20 protein-coding genes are annotated in these 23,999 nt (G+C 43.0%); 5 read left to right on the top strand and 15 right to left on the bottom strand.

The window, feature by feature from the left end; all coding sequences use genetic code 11:
• Window positions 1–102: 102 nt before the first annotated feature.
• The 13 genes from ftsZ to mraZ all read right to left on the bottom strand — a co-directional run bounded on the left by ftsZ (window position 103) and on the right by mraZ (window position 15,863).
• The gene (ftsZ, locus tag E2P86_RS03300; protein ID WP_134430756.1) at window positions 103–1,809 is read right to left on the bottom strand and encodes a cell division protein FtsZ; all 1,707 of its coding nucleotides are present in this window, start codon (window positions 1,807–1,809) and stop codon (window positions 103–105) included.
• A 138-nt stretch (window positions 1,810–1,947) separates the two neighbouring features.
• A complete protein-coding gene (ftsA, locus tag E2P86_RS03295; protein WP_085472146.1) occupies window positions 1,948–3,315 on the bottom strand; it encodes a cell division protein FtsA in 1,368 nt (455 codons plus the stop codon).
• 40 nt (window positions 3,316–3,355) lie between these two features.
• Window positions 3,356–4,177 (bottom strand): cell division protein FtsQ/DivIB, encoded by an 822-nt coding sequence (locus E2P86_RS03290; protein WP_134430753.1) that lies wholly within the window; start codon window positions 4,175–4,177, stop codon window positions 3,356–3,358.
• Window positions 4,170–5,528, bottom strand: coding sequence for a UDP-N-acetylmuramate--L-alanine ligase (gene murC, locus E2P86_RS03285; RefSeq protein ID WP_134433988.1), 1,359 nt, complete (start codon window positions 5,526–5,528; stop codon window positions 4,170–4,172). Before murC ends, E2P86_RS03290 begins: the two co-directional genes overlap by 8 nt.
• Before the next feature lie 2 nt (window positions 5,529–5,530).
• Complete coding sequence (gene murG / locus E2P86_RS03280) at window positions 5,531–6,628, bottom strand: undecaprenyldiphospho-muramoylpentapeptide beta-N-acetylglucosaminyltransferase (RefSeq protein ID WP_134430751.1); 1,098 nt, start codon at window positions 6,626–6,628, stop codon at window positions 5,531–5,533.
• Between the two features lies 1 nt (window position 6,629).
• On the bottom strand, window positions 6,630–7,826 hold the full coding sequence (locus E2P86_RS03275; RefSeq protein WP_200811758.1) for an FtsW/RodA/SpoVE family cell cycle protein: 1,197 nt from the start codon (window positions 7,824–7,826) through the stop codon (window positions 6,630–6,632).
• A 14-nt stretch (window positions 7,827–7,840) separates the two neighbouring features.
• Window positions 7,841–9,217, bottom strand: coding sequence for a UDP-N-acetylmuramoyl-L-alanine--D-glutamate ligase (murD, locus tag E2P86_RS03270; RefSeq protein ID WP_134430748.1), 1,377 nt, complete (start codon window positions 9,215–9,217; stop codon window positions 7,841–7,843).
• A 1-nt stretch (window position 9,218) separates the two neighbouring features.
• Entirely contained in the window at window positions 9,219–10,463 is a 1,245-nt protein-coding gene (gene mraY / locus E2P86_RS03265; RefSeq protein WP_134430745.1) for a phospho-N-acetylmuramoyl-pentapeptide-transferase, read from the bottom strand.
• Window positions 10,464–10,470: 7 nt separating this feature from the next.
• On the bottom strand, window positions 10,471–11,925 hold the full coding sequence (locus E2P86_RS03260) for a UDP-N-acetylmuramoyl-L-alanyl-D-glutamate--2,6-diaminopimelate ligase (RefSeq protein WP_085472151.1): 1,455 nt from the start codon (window positions 11,923–11,925) through the stop codon (window positions 10,471–10,473).
• A gap of 4 nt (window positions 11,926–11,929) precedes the next feature.
• Entirely contained in the window at window positions 11,930–14,050 is a 2,121-nt protein-coding gene (locus E2P86_RS03255) for a penicillin-binding protein (protein ID WP_134430742.1), read from the bottom strand.
• Window positions 14,051–14,062: 12 nt separating this feature from the next.
• On the bottom strand, window positions 14,063–14,470 hold the full coding sequence (locus tag E2P86_RS03250; protein WP_085472153.1) for an FtsL-like putative cell division protein: 408 nt from the start codon (window positions 14,468–14,470) through the stop codon (window positions 14,063–14,065).
• Between the two features lie 12 nt (window positions 14,471–14,482).
• On the bottom strand, window positions 14,483–15,397 hold the full coding sequence (gene rsmH, locus E2P86_RS03245) for a 16S rRNA (cytosine(1402)-N(4))-methyltransferase RsmH (RefSeq protein WP_085472154.1): 915 nt from the start codon (window positions 15,395–15,397) through the stop codon (window positions 14,483–14,485).
• Window positions 15,390–15,863: a division/cell wall cluster transcriptional repressor MraZ gene (mraZ, locus tag E2P86_RS03240; RefSeq protein WP_085472155.1), complete on the bottom strand. Its 474-nt coding sequence runs from the start codon at window positions 15,861–15,863 to the stop codon at window positions 15,390–15,392. The genes rsmH and mraZ overlap by 8 nt, the downstream gene beginning before the upstream one ends.
• Window positions 15,864–16,206: 343 nt before the next feature.
• On the opposite strand from mraZ, the gene E2P86_RS03235 reads away from it, so the two are divergent.
• The 5 genes from E2P86_RS03235 to E2P86_RS03215 all read left to right on the top strand — a co-directional run bounded on the left by E2P86_RS03235 (window position 16,207) and on the right by E2P86_RS03215 (window position 21,942).
• Window positions 16,207–16,701, top strand: coding sequence for a SixA phosphatase family protein (locus tag E2P86_RS03235; protein WP_166785134.1), 495 nt, complete (start codon window positions 16,207–16,209; stop codon window positions 16,699–16,701).
• 39 nt (window positions 16,702–16,740) lie between these two features.
• Window positions 16,741–18,768 carry a thioredoxin domain-containing protein gene (locus tag E2P86_RS03230; RefSeq protein ID WP_134430736.1) on the top strand — a complete coding sequence of 676 codons (2,028 nt, stop codon included), beginning with the start codon at window positions 16,741–16,743 and terminating at the stop codon, window positions 18,766–18,768.
• A gap of 5 nt (window positions 18,769–18,773) precedes the next feature.
• Complete coding sequence (locus tag E2P86_RS03225) at window positions 18,774–19,274, top strand: FKBP-type peptidyl-prolyl cis-trans isomerase (protein ID WP_085472158.1); 501 nt, start codon at window positions 18,774–18,776, stop codon at window positions 19,272–19,274.
• A gap of 359 nt (window positions 19,275–19,633) precedes the next feature.
• Window positions 19,634–20,632 (top strand): beta-ketoacyl-ACP synthase III, encoded by a 999-nt coding sequence (locus E2P86_RS03220; protein WP_085472159.1) that lies wholly within the window; start codon window positions 19,634–19,636, stop codon window positions 20,630–20,632.
• 413 nt (window positions 20,633–21,045) lie between these two features.
• The gene (locus E2P86_RS03215) at window positions 21,046–21,942 is read left to right on the top strand and encodes a serine hydrolase (RefSeq protein WP_134430733.1); all 897 of its coding nucleotides are present in this window, start codon (window positions 21,046–21,048) and stop codon (window positions 21,940–21,942) included.
• 8 nt (window positions 21,943–21,950) lie between these two features.
• Here the strand turns inward: E2P86_RS03215 and E2P86_RS03210 are convergent, their stop codons facing one another.
• Both E2P86_RS03210 and E2P86_RS03205 read right to left on the bottom strand, forming a co-directional pair.
• Window positions 21,951–22,577: a Crp/Fnr family transcriptional regulator gene (locus E2P86_RS03210; protein WP_085472161.1), complete on the bottom strand. Its 627-nt coding sequence runs from the start codon at window positions 22,575–22,577 to the stop codon at window positions 21,951–21,953.
• Between the two features lie 6 nt (window positions 22,578–22,583).
• Window positions 22,584–23,966, bottom strand: a complete 1,383-nt coding sequence (locus E2P86_RS03205) for an MBL fold metallo-hydrolase (RefSeq protein ID WP_134430730.1) — start codon at window positions 23,964–23,966, stop codon at window positions 22,584–22,586.
• Between the last annotated feature and the right edge of the window lie 33 nt (window positions 23,967–23,999).

Raw genomic sequence — 23,999 nt, 5'->3', positions numbered from 1 at the left:
TTTCAACCGTAAATATAACAAAACCACCAAGAAATACCCAATATGCCTGTGAACAAAAAAAGATGGCTTGCGGCCATCTCTTCTTGTTAAATAGGATAAAATTTAATCTACATTATCGTGTAGAAAAGAATTATTAGGTCTGATTTCAGTCTCACCGTCATCAAAAGACAAAGTAAAACGTGAAACCTGCGACTGTGAAGAATGTGGAACATCCTCCAACGATTTTTGTCTTCTTTTGTAAGCTGGTTCATTTTCCAACTCTTGTAATCCATTGCTCGATTTCAACTTCATACTAAGTTCCTTCAAGCGTAAGATACGCTCTTTGGTCTTCAACAACTGATCTTCAAAATCTACCTCACGCTCAGGAGCAATCTCTCTTGCTGTCGATTCTTTTGCAAAGAAAGACTCCTCTTGTGGAGCAGGTGCTGGCTGTGCAGCAGGTTGCTGTGGTGTATTATTTTCGTAAGCATCAAAAACTGTAGGTAGCTTAAACTCAAACACCGAAGGTGATGTTCTCAATTCGAAACCGGAATGATCTTCCTTTGTCTCTTCTACTTCAGGCTCTTGTGGCTCTAAGGTATGTCTAATAATTTGAGGCTCTTCAGCAGCACGTACGGCAGCATGAATAGGCTTCGGAGACGTAAACAAATCTATTGGCGGCACGCTAGGCGTTGTCGCAGGTGCTGTAACCTGAACTGGCGTCACAAAAGATTGCATGGTAGGCGCAGCTTCAGACTGTCCAACAAATTGATTCTGTGCTACAGGTTTCACAAATTGATTAACAGAAGACTCCGGAACTAAAGGAAGAGCAATTTTCTCCTTTTCCTTTTCTTTCACGCGCTCTTCTGCAGTCTGAAACCCCGTTGCAATAATCGTAACAGACAATTCATCTTCCAATTTCTCGTCGATACAGTTACCCCAGATAAGATCCGCAGAAAGACCAGCCTTCTCTTGGATATAATCCGTCACAATAGCAACCTCGTCCATCGTTACTTCTTTCTTACCGGAAGTAATATTTAAAAGGATGTAACGCGCTCCCTCAATTTCGTTATCTTTTAATAAGGGTGATGCCAAGGCGCCAGTAACCGCTTCGATAGCACGATTTTCACCGATTGCCGTAGCGTTACCCATTATAGCGACACCACTATCATTCATTACGGTACGAACATCTTTAAAATCGACGTTCACGTAACCCGGAATAGTAATAATCTCTGCAATACCTTTTGCCGCAGTTGTCAATATATCATCTGCCTTAGCAAAGGCTGCCGTCATCGTCAGGTTACCAAAGATCTCACGTAATCTATCGTTGGAAATCACAAGATATGAATCCACATATTTACGCAACTCTTCTAAACCTTCTTCCGCTTGAGAACGACGTCTCTTGCCCTCGAATGTGAAAGGAGTAGTAATTATAGCTACCGTTAGAATACCTAACTCTTTCGCTGCTTTCGCTAATACCGGACTAGCTCCAGTACCTGTACCACCACCCATTCCGGCTGTGATAAAAAGCATCTTCGTATTGGTACCAAGCATACGCTTAATATCTTCAATACTCTCGATAGCGGAGTTTTCGCCTACATCAGGATCCGCACCCGCACCCATACCTTCTGTCAGACTTACCCCCAACTGTACCTTGTTCGGAATCGGGCTTAACTCTAACGCCTGCGCATCTGTATTGCAAACGATAAAATCCACACCGCTGATCCCCTGCATGTACATGTGGTTAACGGCATTTCCGCCGCCACCACCAACCCCAATAACCTTGATTATTGATGATTGCTCCTTTAACATTTCAAATTGAATCGACATAAAATATCCTATTTAGCTCATGCTGAACCACTCACAAATCCGTCTTTGGTTCAACAATTCAAATGTAATAATACCAAAATCTCAACAACAGTTTTCCACATTTGTTAAATTGTGGAAAACTCAGTTTTTGTTGAAAACTTATCGCTTCCCAATAAAGCTGTCGTCGTCAATACCTGTATCATCCTTGATGAAATCAGATAAGATTTTCGTGAACCAGCTCTCTTTTTTATCTTTCTCTTTTACGATTTTCGCTACCTTCTCTTCTTCTGGCTTTCTTTTGGAAACCTTCTCTTCTTGTGTCGCCTCATCGTCTTCCATAGTTTGCACACCTTTGATCAATAAACCAATGGATGTCGCATACATCGGGCTCTTTAATTCTTCCAAAGCCTGCTTATTTAGCATCTCTGTTTTCGCCAAGTACTCATTCGGGTAACCAATACGACAATCGATGCCCGTAATATATTCAACCAATTGCACCAAATGCTTTAACTGCGCACCACCACCAGTAATAACGATACCAGCAATCAACTTATCTTCGTATCCCGAAGATTTGATTTCGTAGTAAACGTGCTCAATAATCTCTTCCATCCGCGCTTGAATAATGTACGCTAGATTTTTAACCGAGATCTCTTTCGATTCACGACCACGGATACCCGGAACACAGATAACTTCATTATCCTTGTTCTCGTCAGCCAGAGCCGAACCATAACGCACCTTAAGTTGTTCCGCTTGGTTGCGTAACACAGAGCACCCTTGTTTAATATCCTCAGTAACAATATTACCTCCCAAAGGAATCACAGCAGTATGACGAATTATTCCTTCATGAAAGATAGCAACATCAGTAGTACCACCACCAATATCAACCAATACAACACCAGCAGTTTTTTCCTCTTCATCCAACACAGCTTCAGATGATGCTAGAGGTTCCAAGACTAAGGAAGATACTTCCAAGTCGGCATTATCAACACAACGTTTAATATTACGGATATCCGTTACACGGCCCGAAATAATATGGAAGTTAGCTTCCACACGACGACCTGCCATCCCGATAGGCTCTTTAATCCCCGGCTCATTGTCGATCGTAAACTCTTGCGGCAAAACATGGATAATCTCTTCTCCCGGAGGCAAGACCAACTTATACATATCCGAAATAAGTTGTTCCACATCTACGCGTCCAACCTCATCGTCGTCTCTTTTTGTTAAGATGCCACGATGTTGAATGCTTTTGATGTGCTGACCTGCAATCCCTACATTGACCACTTTAATATCAACGTTCGATTGTGATTCGGCAATAGAAACAGCCTCGCGGATACTGCTCACTGTCTTCTGGATGTTAGCGACCACACCACGGTTCACACCGGATGACTCTGCTTTACCCACGCCCAAAAGCTCAATTTTGTTTGTACCACTACGACGCCCAACTGTCACACAAATCTTGGTTGTACCGATATCCAAACCAACTATGATTGGATTCTCTTTTTCGTTTTCTGCTGATCTTGGTTTCATACGCTGTAATTTGTTGCTGTATTATTATACTGTGTTACTACTAATTCATTTTTGTTTGTAAGCTATCAAGTCGCCATGTACCTTTACGCTCACATATAATCTGGTCTGCATATTTCACATTTATCCGCTCATAAGCATCGGTGCCAACACGCGGTAAAATGTTTTTATAAAAGACCTCTATTCGACTTAACTTCCCCTCTAAATTCTCCGCATTGCCCAACACTAATTGTTGCGTGCCAACACGAGGAACAATTTCAATATCACGCTGCTCATTGACATAGAGCTGCACGATCTGATTACTCCAGAGTTCATCATTTTTCACATAGTCTACAATCGAAACCAAGTCCTTTACCACTTGCGTCTGAATTGTATCCAATGCTTTTTTATACCCTTCGGCAATATTTCCATTTGCGACCAAAACATGCGGTACATATTTCAATGTAACCGGTATTTTCGCACCCTTTGTATCAATATAGTACTCTTGACCATGTCTATTGATCACCCGAAGCACCACTTCTCGTTGCTCAACAGCCACCTGCAAAACCCCATCCATATCCATAAATATTTCTGCGGAAGCAACGTAAGGCAATTGCGACAATGCTTTTTCAATCCGCTCTACAGGGATATCTTTTAACGGACGACCTACCACACGGCCGAACTGCGATTTAATCAACGTCGAAATATCATGCTGATCAATGAAAGTTTCCTTACCCTCGACCATAACTTTCATGGAAGAACAAACTTGCGTTGCGTCTTTCTTGTTCACCAAACCCATCAACATGCCTACCCCCACTACAGCGACAAGACCCAGACAAGCATAGCCTACAATTTTCCACGGTATGTTACGAATCGTTTTAAGCATGCCCCAACACTATTTCTTTTAAAGGTTTTACCATGCGATCAATATCTCCTGCTCCAACCGTAACGATCAGCTCCGGCTGTGTTTCTTTCACCACCGATAAGAGCTCTTGCGGAGTCACAACGCGCTTGTCCGCCAATTCAATCTTATCTAATAACCAAGCAGAGGTAACTCCCTCAATAGGTAACTCACGTGCTGGATAGATATCCATTAAATAAAGTGTATCAGCCATACCCAATACTTCGGCAAAGCCATCCACAAAATCACGCGTGCGACTGAACAAATGCGGCTGAAAAACCACGGTTAATTTCTTTGATGGATACAACTTACGCATCGAGCTTAAAAAAGCACGAAGCTCTTCCGGATGGTGCGCATAATCATCAATATAAACCCGTCCTTCCTCCCGTACGATATATTCAAAACGACGCTTCACACCATGAAAAGAGGTCAGTGCACGACGAATTTTATCCGATGCAATACCCAATAATTTTGCAACGGTTATAGCAGCTACGGCATTTTCTACATTATGCAATCCAGGTATTCCCAAATGAATATCTTCCAATTGTAAGTCTGCCGACACATAATCGAAATAAAACTCACCATCAGTAACACGGATATTTTGTGCATATGCATCGCATACCGACTCATTTGCATAAGTGATCGTTCCGGTAAATGGCAATCCTTTCTTCACAATAGACGTCCCCCCATCAACCACGCGATCCAAAAAGAGCTCAAAAGATTCGATCAGATGACGCTCATCACCATAAATATCCAAATGATCTGCGTCTGCAGAAGTCACCACAGCGATATTCGGATGCAAGGTCAAAAAAGAACGATCGTATTCATCTGCCTCAACAACGACTACATTATTATCACCATACAATACATTCGTGTTGTAGTTGGTACTTATTCCACCCAAAAAGGCCGAACAATCATACCCCGAATCTTTCAATACATGCGCAATCATGGTGGAAGTAGTTGTCTTACCATGCGTACCCGCCACCCCGATGGTGAATCGGCTCGCACTGATAATCCCCAATACCTCCGAACGCTTGTACAAATGACAACCTTGCTCCAACAAGAAATTCTTCAAAGTCAAATCCTTCGGAATCGCAGGTGTAAAAATCAACAACGTCTCTTCCGATGGCACCCTGAATTCAGGCGATAAATTAGATACATCATCGACGTAGGTCACCGGAATACCCTCCGCAACCAAGGTCTGGGTAAGTTCCGTTTCTGTTTTATCATAACCTTGCACATCACAGCCTAAATGCTTGAAATAACGAGCAAGCCCACTCATCCCAATCCCACCAATTCCTAGTAGATAAACACGCTTTATATGATCTAAATTCATCATCACTTTATTAATTTCAATACTTCCTTGGCGATTACCATATCGGCATCCAATCGTGCAAGTTGTTTTATATTATTTCCTAACTCCGAGCAACGCTTCTCATCCCCCATCAAAGCAATCACGACCTCCATGAGTTCCGTTTCTGCTTGTCGATCTGCAACCAAAACAGCAGCATTTTTTTCGACTAATGCATTTGCATTTTTTGTCTGGTGGTCCTCCGCAACATTTGGAGAAGGAACCAAAACGACAGGCTTTCCGACAACACATAATTCAGAAATCGTCCCAGCCCCGGCACGTGATACCACAATATCTGCCGCCGCATAAGCATAATCCATACGCTGCAAAAATGGCATCAATTTAATTGTAGCGGGCAACGATGATCCAACAGTCGCCTCCAATGCCTCATAGTAATAAGAGCCACATTGCCATATCACCTGAATATCCTTCTCTTTCAATAGCTCGACAGCTGCTTTCACACATTTATTTAATGTGCCCGCACCCAAACTTCCACCAGTCACCAAGATCGTTTTCTTACCTTCCGCTAACCCATAAAAGGCTAGTGCTTCCGCCCGCTTTCCATCGATCTCCACAGATTCTCGACGAATCGGGTTCCCCGTAAGAATCACTTTGTCGCCCGGAAAGAACTTATCCATCCCCGCATAAGCCACACATATCTTCTGTGCTTTTTTGGCTAATTTTTTATTCGTCACACCGGCGTATGAGTTCTGCTCCTGAATCAATGTCGGCAAACCCACCATATTGGCCATCATTAAAAGAGGGCCCGAAGCATAACCACCAACACCAACCGCCACATCCGCATTAAACTCTTTAATCACGCTACGCGCTTTCAAGAGGCTTTTTATCATTTTGAAAGGCAACAACACGTTCTTCCATATGGATTGACGATTGATCCCCTGAATATCTAAACCCACAATCTTGTAACCCGCAGCCGGCACCCGCTCCATCTCCATCCGACCATTTGCACCAACAAACAGAATCTCCACCTCAGGCTGTAGCCGCTTGAGTGCATTTGCGATTGCAATTGCAGGGAAGATATGTCCTCCCGTTCCGCCTCCACTGATGATGATTTTCTGTGCCATATTAAATTGTTCCTACGACTACTTTTCGTGGTTTTGGAATTTCACTTAATTCCTCTTTATCTTTTAACTCTTCAATATTCCGACTAACACTCAGGATAATCCCTAGTGCGACGCTGGTAAACAAAATAGATGTTCCTCCCATACTGACCAACGGCAACGGAACCCCCGTTACAGGCCCCAAACCAACCGCTACCGCCATATTGGCCAGTGCTTGTATGGTTAAGCTAAACCCTAAACCGGCAGCCAAAAAAGCACCAAACGCACGCGGGCTCAAAGTCACGATACGAATACATCGATACATCAATGCCAAATACAAGGACAACAAAATTGCGCCACCTATCGTCCCATACTCTTCCACAATAATTGCGAAGATAAAATCCGAATAAGGGTGTGGCAGCAAATTCCGCCCTACACTGTTTCCTGCACCTTTACCAAAGAACTCACCCGAAGCGATCGTCATCTTCGCCAGATTGGCTTGATAATTTTTATCCTCTTGAAAAGGAACTTTTCCGCTATGTACCTCCTCCGTTGCAAAGTAACCTTTGATCCGACTGAAGTATGTCGCGCGACGTGGACCGATCGAAATAACCAATAGCCCCAACAATGCCACGCCCAACGAAACCGTTGCAATCTGTTTGAACGATACACGTCCGATCAACAGCAATAATACGCTCGTACCAAAAAGCATTACCGCCGTAGAAAGGTTCGCCCAAGCAATCAAGACAAAGACCAAACAAACCGCCCCCATAATAGGAAGGAATGATTTTTTGATGTCTTTAATATCTTCTTGCTTACGCGAAAGCATCCGCGCCAAGAAAGTAATCAACGCCAGCTTCGCCAAATCCGATGTCTGGAACGTTTGATTGATTACTGGAATGGTTACCCAACGTGATGCCTCATTCACCGAACTACCGAATATCAAGGTATAAAGCAGTAGCGGAATAGTGATAAGCATCAACAACTTGGATATGCCGGCATAATACCGATAATCCAATTTGTGAGATAAATACATCAACCCCAGACCAACAGCCACAATGGAGAAGTGCTTGAACAAATACAGCTCTGTACCTTTTCCCTCTTTATAGGCAAGTGTACCCACAGAACTGTATACGGCAAGCAAAGACCAGCCAGACAGGACTATCACGATAATCCATATCCACTTATCTCCCTTGAGTTTGTTAAAAATCTGATCGATCATGTTTTACCCTTTCTTTATAGTGCCATTACAGCCTCTTTAAATTTATCACCACGCTCTTCGTAGTTTTTAAACCAGTCAAAACTTGCGCATGCTGGAGACAATAAAACAGTATCGCCTTTTGTCGCCAAATGCGATGCAATCTCTACCGCATCCTGCATCGAAGAACTGTTTACGATAACATCCGTATCGTCTTCAAAAGATTCGTGGATACGTACGTTATCTTTACCGATACATACAATCGCCTTAACCTTGCTCTTCACCAAATCACGTAACATTTCGTAATCATTACCTTTATCAACCCCGCCCATAATCAAAACGATATCTGGGCTAAAGCTCTCTAAGGCATACCATACGGAGTTTACATTAGTCGCTTTCGAGTCATTAATGTAATTGACCCCACCAATGAGTGCCACATGCTCCAAACGATGTGAAATATTCACATAGGACTCCATACTCTCTTTCATCGTCTGATTACGTAGCTCTTGCGCTTTCGCCATCAGTCCTGACGCCATGTTGTTAAAAACATTGTGTTTCCCTTGCAATGACAACTCTTCGATATTCATGGTAAATGATTCTTTATGATTTGGTACGTTAATTACTATATTATTTTGTTCGTCAAGGAATGCCCCGGAGGCCACCACTTGTTCTTGTGTAAATGGCAAATGAATCGCCTTCGTTGGATGAAGCGGCAAGCCCTTCATTGTTTCTTCATCATCCAGACAATAGATGAAATAGTCGGCTGCCGTCTGGTTCTGCACGATCCGGAACTTCGATGCGACATAATTCTCCAACTTATAGTCGTATCGATCCAAATGATCGGGTGTGATATTCAACAACACGGCAACATCAGCTCTGAAATGATACATATCATCCAACATAAAGCTAGAGATCTCCAATACGTATACATCAAAAGAGGCACGCGCTACTTGCAACGCGAAGCTTTTTCCAATGTTTCCAGCCAATCCCACATTTACGCCGCCATGTTTAAACATCTCGTACGTAAGCATGGTCGTGGTCGACTTTCCGTTCGACCCCGTGATGCAGAATAATTTCGCATCGGTATACTGAGCGGCAAATTCAATTTCCGAAATCACCGGAATACCCGCTTTGCGGAGCTCTTGAATTAAAGGTACATGCTCTGGAATACCAGGGCTTTTCACAACCAAGCTAGCTTCCATAATACGCGCGACAGAATGGTCTAGCTCTTCAAAAGCAATCCCCTCCTGCACCAGTACTTCTTTATAGCTATCTGCAATTGCTCCTTTATCAGAAACAAAAACATCAAAGCCTTTATCCTTACCTAAGATAGCAGCACCAACACCGCTTTCTCCGGCACCCAAGACAACCAGGAAACCTGACTGTGGATAATATGTATGTGCGATGTTGGGCATGTTATCTAACTTTTAAGGTTACTATTGTCAAAATTGCTAATATGATAGACACGATAAAGAAACGCATAACGATCTTTGCCTCGTGGTATCCTTTCTTTTGGTAATGGTGATGCAAAGGCGACATCAAAAAGATACGTCTTCCCTCACCGTATTTTTTCTTGGTATATTTAAAGTAAGAAACCTGTAAAATAACAGACAAGCTCTCCAATAGAAACACACCACATAGAATCGGAATAAGCAACTCTTTACGAATTAAGATCGCAAATGCCGCAATAATACCGCCGATAGTCAAACTCCCCGTATCCCCCATAAACACTTGTGCCGGATATGCATTGTACCACAAAAAGCCCGTACATGCACCAACAAATGCCCCGGCAAAGATTACCAGCTCACCCGAATTCGGGATATACATGATATTCAGGTAATCAGAAAAAATCACGTTCCCGGACACATACGCCAAAATCGCCAAAATAATACCGATAATAGCCGAAGTACCTGTTGCCAAACCATCGATACCATCGGTTATATTGGCCCCGTTGGACACCGCAGTAACGATAAACACCACCACGATTAAGAAAACTAGAAACGTAACGAGATTACTGTTCAATCCGAAAATGCTCAATACTTTGGCATAATCGAATTCATTGTTCTTATAAAAAGGAATGTTAGTCTTTGTAGATTTTACATTCTCTGCATAATACCGTTCCCCAGTTTGTGTATCCGTCATGATCTCAACAGCTTTTGTAGAGGTCGGATTTTTCACCTCCTGGCGTACCACAATATCAGGATGCGCATACATCGTAATAGCGATCAACGTTCCTAATCCCACCTGACCAATAACTTTAAAACGACCCGCTAGACCTTCTTTATTTTTACGAAAAACCTTGATATAATCATCTAAGAAACCAATTGCGCCCATCCAAACGGTAGTAATGATCATGATGATTACATAAATGTTATCCAGCTTAGCAAGCAAAAGTGTCGGTATCAAAATACCGGCAATAATAATCAGACCACCCATGGTTGGTGTTCCTGCTTTTTGCTTTTCTCCCTCTAGACCCAAGTCACGAATAGTTTCACCAACCTGCTTGTTGTGCAAGGCACGAATCAAGCGCCCACCGTATACGGTAGTAATAATCAACGAAACAATAACAGCGATAGCCGTACGGAAGGAAATGTACTGAAACAACCCTGCCCCAGGAATATGCATATGCTCTTGTAACCAAGTAAATAGATAGTATAACATCTCTTTATTATTGTTCGTTAAAAGTTTCCTCTAAGATTTCACGATCATCAAAATGATGACGTACGCCTTGTATTTCTTGATATTTCTCGTGCCCTTTGCCAGCCACCAGCACGATATCGCCCGGTTGTGCCAAATGGCACGCCGCACGGATTGCCTCTTTACGTTCGGCGATAGTAAATACATTTTTACGATCCCTACTATCCACACCAGCTTCCATATCCTTTATAATAGCTAATGGATCTTCTGTCCGTGGGTTATCCGACGTAATAATCACTTTATCACTTAACTTAACGGCCACAGCTGCCATCTCTGGACGTTTGGTCTTATCACGATCACCGCCACAGCCTAGCACCGTTATAATCTGCTGCCCCGCTGAACGTAAGTCACGAATGGTCTCCAACACATTTTCAACCGCATCCGGTGTGTGCGCATAGTCTACAATGCCAACAATACCGGATTGTGAACGGACGGTTTCAAAACGACCTTCAGCCCCCGCGATCTCACTCATTGCCGTCAACACTTTCACCGTCTCTTGCTCCAACAAGATAGCTGCACCATAGACCGCTAATAAATTGTAAGCATTGAATCCACCGACCAATTTCACCCAAACCTCATGGCCATCAATATGCAGTAACATGCCGTCAAAGTGACTCTCCACAACCTTGGCTTTAAAATCAGCCATCGTCTTTAATCCGTATGTCTTTTTGTGCGCAAATGTATTTTGCAACATCACGTTCCCATTGCGATCGTCCGCATTGGTTAACGCAAAGGCATAGCGATCTAAATCATCAAAAAACTTCTTCTTCGCTTTGATATAGTTATCAAAAGTGCCGTGGAAGTCCAAGTGATCATGCGTAATATTGGTGAAAATTCCACCCGCAAAACGTAATCCGGCGATGCGCTGCTGCACCACTGCATGTGAGCTCACCTCCATGAAACAATAATCACATCCCTCCTCAACCATCTCGCGCAATAGCTTATTCAGCGCAATGGGATCTGGTGTGGTATGTGTTGCCGGAATTATACGATCACCTATTTTATTCTCCACCGTCGAAATCAATCCAACCTGGTAGCCTAAATTGTCAAACAAGTTAAACAACAGCGTCGCTACGGTAGTCTTACCATTCGTACCCGTTACCCCCACCAGCTTCAACTCTTTGGAGGGATCACCGTAAAAATTAGTAGCCAATAGCCCTAATACATACGAAGAGTCATCAACCAAAGCATAAGTAACAGCTTCATTAAGCTGCTCCGGCAGCTCCTCTACAACAAGTACCGTCGCACCCAAACCTATTGCTTTCTCGATATAAAGATGGCCATCCGTATGAACCCCGCGCACCGCAACAAACAAACTATTGCTCGCTACAATACGAGAATCGAAACAGATGGATTCTACCGTTACTTCTAACGGACCTTCCAACTGCTTCACCGGAATCGCATGTAATAACTCTTTCAGCTTCATAACCCTAGTTTAAAACTAAATTTATCGGTGTACCGACTTTTAAATTCATTCCTGCCAGTAAGGACTGATTAACTACACGACCTTTTCCACTGACCCTTGTTTTGAACCCCGCATTTTCCATCGTGAAAATCGCATCCGTTAACCCCATGCCCATTACATTTGGCACTACTCCTTCTTTAATCTGCGTCTCTATAAAGGGCACAGGTTTATCCGACGTATCTCTTCTCTGCAACAAACTGTTCAAATTCGTCGGTGTAAAACCCAATGCATTATACACTTTCGTCGATGCCTCTTTGGATCCGGACAATGTGGTCGGAACCTTCGTCCCTGCAGTATTAACTTTGCGAGCTGCCAAGGTCCCATGAAGCGTCATATCATTCGCATACACCATATCAGCTAGCTCCTTGAATACCGGCCCAGCAATCGCACCACCATAATATCCTTTACGTGGGTTTCTAATCACCACAATAATAGAGTACTTCGGGTTTTCTGCTGGAAAATACCCCGCAAAAGAAGACTGATAGCGACGTTGTCCATATCCACGAGCACCGTCATTCATCTGCGCCGTACCCGTTTTCCCTGCCGAACTATACAACGGAGAACTCAATCGTTTACCTGTTCCTTCCGTCATTACCCCTTCCAACATTTTCTTCGCTTTACTGATTGCTTCCGAAGACGCTATCTGCTTATTCACCACGCGTGCTTCAAATTTTTGCACCGTATTCCCTAAATGACGAATCTCTTTCACAAAAAGAGGAGCAATCATTTTACCATCATTGGCTACCGCATTATAAAGAGACAACGTTTGTAGCGGCGTCAAACGAAGCTCATACCCGTATGCCATTTGCACTAAGGACAATTTGCTCCAGGTTTTACTTTCTGGTGTTTTCACCCACGGATTAACTTCTCCAGGAATCTGCAATCCTAACGGCTGCGCAAGACCAAACTGATGTAGTTTGCTCGTATACTTCGCAGGCTGACTACCGTAATGTGTATTAACCAACTTAGCGATAGCCACATTCGACGACTCTTCAAAAGCTTCCAAAACAGTCAGCACCGATTTCTTAGGTGCATGTGAATCTTTGATCGTATGGGCCGGCACCTTATATGTTCCATTGCCAATATCTACAGAAGAAGAAAGATCTACATATTTATCATCCAAAAGAGCAAGGTAACTTGCCAATTTAAAGGTAGATCCTGGATCGGCCCCTTGAGCTATCGCATAATTATACTTCTCTCTGAACACCCCTTCCGAATCACGCGTAAAGTTTGCTATCGCTCTCACCTCACCTGTTTTCACCTCCATCAAAATCACACACCCATTATCAGCATCACTCGCGATAAGCTGCTTTTCCAAAGCACGTTGCGCCATATCTTGCATATTTACATCCAGCGTAGAGATAATATCAGATCCGTCAACAGGAGCCACTTCGACCTCTCTATTTACCGGAACCCAAAAACCACCAGCTATACGCTGCATAATCTGCGAACCACTGCGCCCATCGATATACGAACCATACGCCCCTTCAAGCCCTACACGCACCGTATCCCCCTTTGTATTTTTGTAACCAATTGTCCGTGCAGCCAAATTCGTAAACGGAAGAATCCGTTTATTCTCACGGATCGCAACCAAACTACTCGAATACCTTTTCTTACCTTCTTTAAAAACTTTAAACAAAGGAAACTTCTTCAGCTCCTTGAGCTCCTGATGGGTCACATCACGTTTGATCAACGTATACCGTTGCTTTTTTTGTCGTGCACCTTTCAACATCGCAAGATATTGACGGGCCGATTTATCCTTAAAAAAAGACGCCAGAGAAACCGCCAGAGAATCTACTTTGGAGTTAAAAACATCATTCGCCTCTTCCGGAATAGACATCGCATCAAAACGTAACTCATATTCCGGCACCGAAGTAGCCAACAGACTACCATCATTCGAATAAATATTCCCCCTAGCTGCCTCTATAACGCGCTCCCGGATCGTTAAACTATCAACCATTGCACGCCACTCTCCACCATCCACATACTGTAAGTGCAACAGCTTCCCGAAAACCAAAAGCGCACCAAACACCATAAGCCCGAACGCTAGGTACACTCGCATAAGTATAGATTTCCTAATATTCATAATCGTATGGTGTTACTTTTTCTTTTTTACCACTTCAATTTTTATAGGCGGTTCCGTGCGCTCTTTCAAGCCCAAAGTATCCGCCCGCTTGGCGATCTCCGTCTGCGTCGTCATTTTCATCAAATCAGCAGACAGCGATTTATAATCCCAGCTCAATTCTTTTACGTCACGCCCTAATCGGTCAATAGCCCGCACCGTTCGTTCTGCCAAATGTCGATTGGAGATGTATAACAACCCCAAAAAGATGACAAAGGCCGCAAACGGCAGGTTTCTAGCCACCAAATAGCTAGAAAGTTTTTTTGTTGAGAACACAGACTGCAGGAAATCACGTGTTTCCTCCACCTTCTCCTCAACAGATTCATTCATTTTCTGCTGAACCTCTTCACTTAGCTCTTGATCCTTAATTTTATTCTTCGTCATCCCGAACAAAAATTAAGCAAGTCGTTCCGCAACACGCAGCTTCGCACTACGTGATCTATTATTTAATGCCAATTCCGCCTCACTCGCCGTAATAGCCTTACGACTGATCACGTGGAACGGTTTTATTTCATTTCCAAAAAAATCCTTCTCCACCTCACCTTTAAACTTCCCTTTCTGCATAAAATTCTTAACCAAGCGATCCTCCAATGAATGATACGACATAATTACCAATCGCCCCCCCGGCTTTAATACCGAAATCGTCTGGCTCAAGAAATCTTGCAACGCTTCCAACTCCTGATTCACCTCGATACGAAGCGCCTGAAAAACCTGTGCATGATACTTATGCTCCTTGCCACGAGGCACCAACTTCTTAATCGCATCCTTCAACCCCTCCACCGTTTCGATCGGTGTGGTCAACCGGGCCGTAACAACAGTCTTCGCCAAAGAACGTGCATTTTGAATCTCACCATACATACCGAAAATCCGATGCAAATCTTCCTCCGCGTATGTATTCAATATTTTCTTTGCATCCAGATCCGAAACCTGATCCATACGCATATCTAAATCCGCTTCAAAACGGATAGAAAAACCACGCTCTGCGGAATCAAACTGATGCGAAGAAACCCCAAGGTCACCCAAAATCGCATCCACCTCCTTTATTCCCAACAGACGTAGATTATTTTTCAAAAACCTAAAATTCTGATGAACCAGCGTAAACCGTGGATCATCTAAAGCATTTTTAACCGCATCAGGATCCTGATCAAAGGCAATCAACCGACCATTTTCACCTAATCTCTTTAAGATTTCGCGCGAATGACCACCACCCCCAAAAGTCACATCAACATACACACCATCAGGCTTGATATCCATCGCCTGCATGCATTCTTCCAGCATTACTGGAACATGATATACCGCTTCATTACTCATCATCACCTCCTTTATCTTCCCAGAAACCCATCACATCTTCTGCTAAATCAGCAAAATCTTCAGTCGAAACAGCATTCATCTGTTCTTCATATTTTGCTTTAGACCAAACTTCAATTTTCTCCAAGTTGCACGCCAACACTAAATCAGATCCCACCTCCGCATACTCCAACAAACTCTTAGGTAACAAAACACGACCCGCCGAATCCAATGTCAACTCTGTTGCACCATTCATAAAACGACGCACAAACTCCCTGTTTTTTACCTGAAACTGATTTAAACGAGACAACTGCTTCAAGATCTTGTTCCACTCCCCACGTGTATAGATAACTAAGTTTTTTTCGAAACCACGATTCACAACAAGCCCCTCACGCTCTACATCAGGCAGTTGCCTTTTGAGCGCAGCAGGAACCACCATTCTTCCTTTGGTGTCCATCTTGCATTCGTATTCTCCAATTAAAAAACCCATTAGTCTATTCGCCTAATTAAAATCTTATGTAAAAGTATACACTTTCTCCCACTTCCCCCCACTATGCTCCACAAAAAAGTTTTCCACAGCACGATAATCGATAAATGAATATTTCACCAATACGAGAAAAAACCTATTTAAAACACGTTAAAGTGTGTTTATCGATGAAAAAGAATAAAAAATAAGATCAATTAATTTATTTCATAAATACCTAAAAAAGATGTCGAAGCATAGCAACCTCGTAACACAATCGATTCAAATCACTTGTTTTTCAATAAAAATCCACAAAAGTGGGGGAAAGTGGAGCAAAAAACTATATTTACAGATATTGGTTATTCTATCTATGAAAACACTATACATTATACGCCATGCGAAAGCCGAACATCAACAGCTTGGACAGACCGACTTTGATCGAAGTTTAACTTTTTTAGGCACAGAGCAAGCGCAAGCCAGCGCACGAATTTTGGAACGGGAATTAGCTCCTTATCCAACAACCGCAACAGGTATCATAACATCAGATGCACCACGCGCACTTCAAACAGCTGAAATATTTTGTGAAACGCTAAATATCCCACCTTCCGCCTTGCAGCAGGAGCCTCGAATTTATGAAGCACACTACCTACAGATATTAAAGGTCATTAATGATATATCAGCAAATTATGATCAAGTCCTTTTATTCGGACATAACCCTGGACTCTCAGATCTCATTACCTATGTAACGAATAGCCCCGTTAGTCTGCGTACTTCCGAAATCGGCTGCCTTACATTAGATGAAGGAACGGATTTTAGCACCTTATCTGCAAACACCGCAAGCCTGAAAAGTGTCATAGGACGCTAAGCAACCTCGTTTAGGCATTATTCTGTATCTTCGTATGATATGGCAAACAAATTAGCACAGGAATCTTCTCCCTATTTACAGCAACATGCATCAAATCCGGTCCATTGGATGCCTTGGGGAGAAGAAGCATTAGCGAAAGCAAAGCAGGAAAACAAACTTATCATCATAAGTGTTGGTTATTCGGCATGTCACTGGTGCCACGTCATGGAACGTGAAAGCTTCGAAAATGATGCGATCGCCAAAACCATGAACGAATTTTACGTTTCTATTAAGGTTGACCGCGAGGAACGTCCGGATATTGACCAGATCTATATGATTGCCGTGCAGCTGATGACCAATGCCGGCGGGTGGCCCCTCAATTGTATATGTCTCCCAGACGGGCGCCCCATCTACGGTGGCACCTACTTCAAACCCAAGGATTGGCAGAATATTTTACTGCAAATAGCACGAATGTGGGAGGAAACACCAGAAGTAGCACTGGATTATGCGGATCGATTGACGGCAGGCATACGAAAAGCGGAACGACTTCCTATCCGCCCTGTCCCCGAGGCATATACAAAAACAGATTTACACGATATTATCACTCCTTGGAAAGCGCAGTTCGATACGAACGAAGGAGGCTACGATCGCGCACCCAAATTTCCGCTACCCAATAACTGGTTGTTTTTTTTACGATACGGTGCACTTGCAGGTGATACCCCCATTACCGATAATGTTCATTTCACCTTAGAAAAAATTGCCAATGGCGGAATCTATGATCATATAGGAGGTGGTTTTGCCCGCTACAGTGTCGATGACAGATGGCATGTTCCGCATTTTGAAAAAATGCTGTACGACAACGGGCAGTTAATTTCACTCTATAGTGAGGCTTATCAACAAAAACCTAACCCAAAATACAAACGTGTAGTAGCCGAGACAATAGCATGGGCACAACGCGAAATGCTCGCCGAAAATAACGGTTTCTATGCAGCACTTGATGCGGACAGCGAAGGCGTGGAAGGAAAGTTCTATACCTTTCAACACGAAGAACTAAAACAAGTCCTGGGAAAGGAAGCCCCACTTTTTATACCGTATTTCAACATAACCGAAGGCGGAAATTGGCAGGAAGAACAGACTAATGTGTTAAACTGTGATATGGATGCGGACGCCTTGGCACTTTCATCTGGGTTCTCCGAGACAGAATGGGAAGATTACCTGAGGGACACCAAAAAGAAAGTACTTAATTATCGTGAAAACCGTATCAGACCGGGGCTCGACAACAAACAGCTTACCACGTGGAACGCCCTGATGGTACAAGGACTAACTGATGCCTACCGGGTCTTCAATGAACCTGCCTACCTGGAACAAGCACTAAAAACCGCACATTTCATAAAAGAATATGCACAAGCGGATGACAGGCTATTACACCAACCGGCGGATAGTAACCGTAAAATTCTAGCCTTTCTCGATGATTACGCTTTTACAGCGCAAGCTTTTATTGCCCTATATGAAGCGACATTTGATGAATCGTGGCTACACCAAGCCGACAAACTCGCAACACAGGCCGTTGCGACCTTTTATGACAGCGAACAACAAGCGTTTTTCTATACCGCAGCCGATGCCGAACAGCTCATTGCCCGTAAAAGTGAAATTATGGATAATGTCATTCCATCCTCCTCCTCGACCATCGTACGCGTACTATACAGATTGGGCGAAATGCTCGATAAACCAGATTTCACCACTTTAGGTGATCAAGTGTTTGCAAATGTATTCCCGCATATCAAACAATACGGCTCCGCCTACTCCAATTGGGGTATCCAATTGCTTGAACATATATATGGTGTAAATGAAATTGCACTCACCGGTGAACAAGCCCTAGACTGGCGCACAGAAGTCGATAAACACTATATACCTAATAAAATTACAATGGGTGGCACAAAAAGTGAACTTCCTTTGCTCAAGGATAAAGGAGGTTTCGATGCAAAAGCATACCTTTGTAGAAACAAAACATGCAGTCTGCCACTAGGTTCGGTTGCAGAGATTATTGAATTAATAAACAATAACCGGGATAATACCCGAGTAAACTAAGTAAAATGGCAATAGAAAACAACAATGTAGTTACGTTAAATTACAAACTCCATACCGTTGAAGAGAACGGTGAAAGAACTTTCGTTGAAGAAACAACAAGCGAAAACCCGTTAACATTCCTTTACGGCGTAGGTATGATGTTACCTAAATTCGAGGAGAATATCGTTGGTCTTAATGTAGGAGAAAAAGGTTCATTCACCTTAGCAGCAAATGATGCTTATGGAGAAATTGATGAGCGCGCTTTTGCACAATTGCCAGCCGATATGTTCAACGAAACAGGTCTTCCTCCAGTAGGAGAAGTTATTCCTTTACAAGATAACCAAGGAAACCAATTCCGTGCTGTTGTCGTAGAGGTAAGCCCTGAAGTTGTTGTTGCTGACTTAAACCACCCTATGGCTGGTAAAACATTAAGTTTCGAAGTAGAAATCCTTGCTGTTCGCCCAGCTACTGAAGAAGAATTGGCACATGGCCACTCTCATGGTGTAGATGGTGACGAAGCGCACTAAGTAATTATATATTACATCACACGAAGCGTCATTGCGGTTTTAGGCGTAAATTCGCGCCAACCGCAATGACGTTTTTTTTGTTAGCATCAATACCTCCCCCCTGTTCGCCGGATGCTGCACGCGCAAAATTTAATTCCAAAAAAAACTATTTTTCTAACCTATTTATACATACACCCCACCTAATATAGAATTTTGTATAAATTCAGTAATGATTTTGTCACAATAATTGCGATAGTTATCCACAGAATCACAAATAATCGTATTTTTGCAGCTTGAAATTGAGCCTTTGTAAAGTCTATACTACAGAATAAAATTAAAAGTAGTCTGCATTACAAGGATATATTTGATGACCATATTATATGAGTGATAGTTTACCAAACAAAGTATTTGCGGCGATTACAGCAATTGGAGGATATATTCCACAAAATAAACGCACAAACTTTGACTTAGAACAAGTCTGTGATACTTCGGACGAATGGATTGTAAAACGTACAGGTATTAAAGAACGCCGCATACTAGAAGAAGAGTTAGCAACTTCGGATATGGCGGTTCGTGCAATCCAAGATCTAGCTACGCAGTTTGGCAAGAATATACATGACGTGGATGCCCTTCTCGTCGCAACTTCAACACCTGACATGCCTATGCCGGCAACCGCAAATATAATTGCGGAGAAATTAGGGTTGAACAATGTTTGGGCTTTTGATATGAACGCAGCTTGTTCTGGCTTTTTATATGCGTTGGACATGGGGGCGTCCTTAGTAGAAACACGCCGCTATAAAAATGTACTTATCGTAGGTGCAGATAATATTAGCACCTATGTTGATATGCAGGACCGTTCCACTAATATCTTATTTGGAGATGGGGCAGGCGTCGTATGGTTAGAACCTTCCGAAGAGGGCGGTGTAATCGATGCGTACTTGCAGAGCAATGGTTCTGGACGTGCATTCTTGAATATCGAAGCAGGTGGTTCTTTATATCCAGTCGATGAAAACACCCCGCTCACAGACAAAAGATACTTAAAGCAGGACGGAAAAACAGTATTCAAACATGCCGTACAATCAATGAGCGATGCTTGTATGAATGTATTGCAACGTAATAACTTGACAATCGACGATGTAAACTGGCTTGTCCCACATCAGGCAAACCAACGCATTATTGATGCGGTAGGACGTTCTATCAATATCGCAGAAGGAAAGACATTAAGCAATATCGAGTATTTGGGAAATACCATTGCAGCCACGATCCCACTTTGTATATGGGAAAATCTAAAACAAATAAAAACCGGTGACCTGGTTATGCTTACAGCTTTTGGCGCAGGTTTCTCCTGGGGAGCCAGTCTCTTTAGATGGATGATATAGGGCAGTTTGTCCGACTAAAATAAATAGAGAAGCTTTGGTAGTAGTGCCAAAGCTTTTTTTGTTGCCACGCTGAGCCATGTCATCCTGAGCCTCTCGAAGGACGATCGAAGGATTCTCCTCTATGCCGGAGGGGCATCTTTTTTTTACCTTAAAAAAGAAACAAAACCGAACGCAGTGAGCTCATCAACTTGTTGATAAAACTCGTCGCTAGGAATTTTTGCAAGGAATGGGCAGTGCAAAGGCTAGTTGCTACAGATTGCAAATATTCCGCAGGCGACAGTTAGCGGTTAAAGAGAGTTAGAAGCTATACCGTAGTTACAACAAGATATCGTCATCTCGACACAGGAGAGATCTAGAGAAAGGCTTTTTATGAAACTTTTCTTACTTTAGCCCTGCACTATTTAAACAAACCCATGAAAATCACAACCACCCTACTTTTATGCCTTTTTAGCTCACTTGTATGGGCACAAAAAACAGACAAAAAACTAGAAGAACGCCTAAAAAAAGAAACGGAAAATTTCCAAGGCGATATCGGTATATATGTACAACATTTTAAGAAAAACACCACGGTTAACATCCTAGCAGATACTATTTTTCCAACCGCCAGTATTGTCAAAGTACCCATACTGGTAGGTATTTTCAACAAAATAAATGAAGGGAGTTTAACGCTACGTCAGCCCTTCCGATACGACGCTAAACGTGTGTATGGCGGTTCTGGTTTAATGCAGTTCTATAAGGATAGCGCAGAAACAGAACTATCCATTATGATTTCACTGATGTTGACCTATAGTGACAATGTAACGTCCATATGGAACCAGGAACTGGCCGGTGGTGGCGTCGAGATTAATCGTATAATGGATCAATTAGGATTGGTAAACACCAAAGTAAATTCGAGAACCACGGGGCGAGAACAACTGTGGCGCAAATATGGCTGGGGACAGACCACACCCAAAGAAATTGCCTCACTGATGCACCTTATCCGCAGCGGCAAAGTATTTAACCCGCAGCTTTCCGACAAGATGTACCGTTATTTGAAAAATCAATTCTACAATGAGCGATCGCTTTCCCAGATACCAGCAGAAATTGCAACGGCGTCCAAAACAGGATCCGTCGATGATGCACGAGGAGAAGTGGTGTATGTACATGCGCCTTCGGGCGACTATGTCTTTTCGGTATTAACGAAAAACAATAAAGATCAAAGCTGGACTGACGAAAATGAGGCGGAAAAAATTACGCGAAAAATAGCCAGCATCATCTGGAACTATTACGAGCCAAAACATCCCTATACCGCATATCCACCCATAAAATAGTAGCCAAACTAAACAAGCACCCTTATTTCATTACGAAGGAGAACGATCTTATGTTCGTTCTCCAATTTTTTTAAAAGCCGTGACACCACAACGCGTGATGTGTTAAGCTCCGTCGCAATCTGCTGATGTGTCAACGTTAAAATACGATCGTCTAACAATTTCGCTTTCTCCACCAAATAACTCTCAATACGTTCTTCCATATTCGAAAAGGCTAAACTATCCACGGCCTGCAACATCTCATTCATCCGCTCAGCATAGCTATTCATAATAAAGTTGCGCCAAGATGCATACTTCGAAAGCCAAGTATTAAGATACATATTGGGCACCATAGCCACGGTACTTTCCGTTTCCGCCAAGGCACGGATTTCGCTTTTCTTATCCCCCACACAACAGGCAATAGACATCGTACAAGTTTCCCCTTTCTCAAGGTAATACAACAACAATTCACCTTCCGTCTCATCCAGCCGCATAATCTTTATCGCACCTTGCAGCAATAAGGGCATCATTTTAACATATTGACCAAAATCCACAATCACATCACCTTCCTGAAACACCTTTAGTGTGGCAACCTGGTCGATCTCCTCGATCAAAGCAGGCTCTAGCAGCCCAGCAAATGTTTTATGGATTAAGCTCATATCTCCCTAGACGGTAACAGTTGGTTTCCCTTGCGCTTTCCAGTCTAAGAAACTACCTGCGTAATTAAGAAGATGCTCAAAGCCTTGTTTCTCCAAATAAGAATAAGCAATCGTTGCACGGTCTCCCGATTGACACTGAATAATAAGGTGCTTATTCCGTAAATCACTTAAATCAGTCTTTGGCAAGTAACCGATAAAACGATGAACAGCTCCCGGAATATGTGACGCTTGATACTCACTAAGCGAGCGAATATCTAAAAGCATATATCCTTCCTTATCCTTTAATTCTTCAACCGCCTGGGCATCCACTACATGGGTCTTTACCAAATCAACGCCTGAGAGATCCGTCACATACCCTTCGATATTATCCATACCAATACGCATTAACTTACGTGTTATCTCTTCTTTCTCTTCTTCCGTAGCAATGATCACCAGCCGTTGATCGTAAGTCAACATCCAGCCCGCCCAATTCGCAAGGGCATTATTATGCTGAATATTAATTGCACCTTTTATATGCCCATCAGCGAACTTCGTTTTATGACGGGCATCAACTAATGTTAATCCACCAGCACGCAAAACATCGGCAATCGCTATTGTAGGGTGATCAGGAACTTCAACTAATAAAGGGCGATCTACCTTGTTCAATCTCTTCATCATCCCAAAATAAGTCGGCGCTTCGGGCTGATCACGCAATAAATAATCTTTAAAACCTTCGTAGTCATCTCCAAATTGGAATGCCCAATTCCGGATTTTCTCGTACCCAACGGTACTACTTGGCACAGCTCCTAGAGCTTTCCCACAGGCCGAACCGGCACCATGGCCGGGCCATACCTGCACATAATCAGGCAGTGCAACAAACTTCTTCAGCGACTCGAACATCTGTTGAGCACCGATTTCTTTTGTCCCCATAATTCCAGCAGCTTCCTCCAAAAGATCAGGTCTACCAATATCTCCGACGAACACAAAATCACCCGTAAAGATCATCACCGGTTCTTCTGAAGCGGGATGGTCGCGCAGCAGGAAACTGATACTCTCGGGCGTATGCCCTGGAGTATGCATCACTTCTAGACTCAAATTACCAACCCGCAAACGGTCCCCATCACGCAGCCCTTCATGTGCAAACTCGTACTGCCAATTTTCACCGCCCTCGTCCGAGAGGTACATCTGTGCACCGGTTACCTCGGCTAGTTCCCGAGTGCCGGACAGAAAATCGGCATGGATATGCGTTTCGGCAACATGGGTAATACGCATATTATTGCGCTTTGCTATTTCCAAATAGGTATCAATATCCCTTTTTGCATCAATCACAATAGCTACATTTTTTGCTTGGCAACCGATAAAATAGCTTCCTTGCGCCAATGTCTTATCGTATACTTGTTGAAAGAACATATTGTATTTTTTTTAATTAAACATCAAATTCAT

Source organism: Sphingobacterium psychroaquaticum (assembly GCF_004421025.1).
Classification (GTDB): Bacteria; Bacteroidota; Bacteroidia; order Sphingobacteriales; family Sphingobacteriaceae; genus Sphingobacterium; species Sphingobacterium psychroaquaticum.
The sequence above is the reverse complement of the archived record's forward strand: the minus strand, read 5'-3'. Positions and strand labels throughout refer to the sequence as shown.